Annotated in this window: 1 protein-coding gene; it reads left to right on the forward strand. The window is 35.1% G+C overall.

Translation table 11 applies throughout. The features are described 5' to 3' along the window. Nucleotides 1-119: 119 nt before the first annotated feature. On the forward strand, nucleotides 120-598 hold a 479-nt coding region (locus OWC48_RS45980; protein WP_282525926.1), incomplete at its 3' end, for a hypothetical protein.

Below are 598 nucleotides of genomic sequence, written 5' to 3' on the forward strand. Positions count from 1 at the left end.
TTTTTATATGTACAGCATACGTACAAAAATTCTATACGTACACTATACGTATGCATATACTGTATGTATACGTATTATATGCATAACTATACGTATAGTGTACGTATGAGATAAAGAACATGGTGGCACTATTTTTAAGGGTAAATAACTCGGCACTGCCGAGTTCACCACGTTTTGGCTCTGCCAAAACATCAAAGTGGTGGCATTACCCCTTATGCTCATGTTCTAAAATCATTAAAAATACGCTTATTTTCTATTTTAAGAGCCGTTTTTTGATGCAGGTAGCTTTGAAGCAAAAAATAAATAAGACGTCTCTGTGCGTAAATTTGAGTCGCTGCAAGCTAAAAATTATAATTTATTTTTCAAAAACTAAAAATAAAACGGAAAAGACGTGTAAAAAGTTTGATGAACTTTTATGCCGAGAAAACTTTTCGGAAAGAAAAGACTCCTCATATACACTAAACAAAGTGGGCCCACCAGGGCGTTTTTTGCCTGGTGGCTCATCTTTGGGGAGTGTGAGGGGTCAAAGTTTCTACCGAAAAGGAAATTGGAATAAAGTAATTAGTGTGATGATCCGAATGTGTTTAGTAAAACAACA

This window comes from Bradyrhizobium sp. Arg816 (assembly GCF_029989365.1).
Lineage (GTDB): Bacteria > Pseudomonadota > Alphaproteobacteria > Rhizobiales > Xanthobacteraceae > Bradyrhizobium.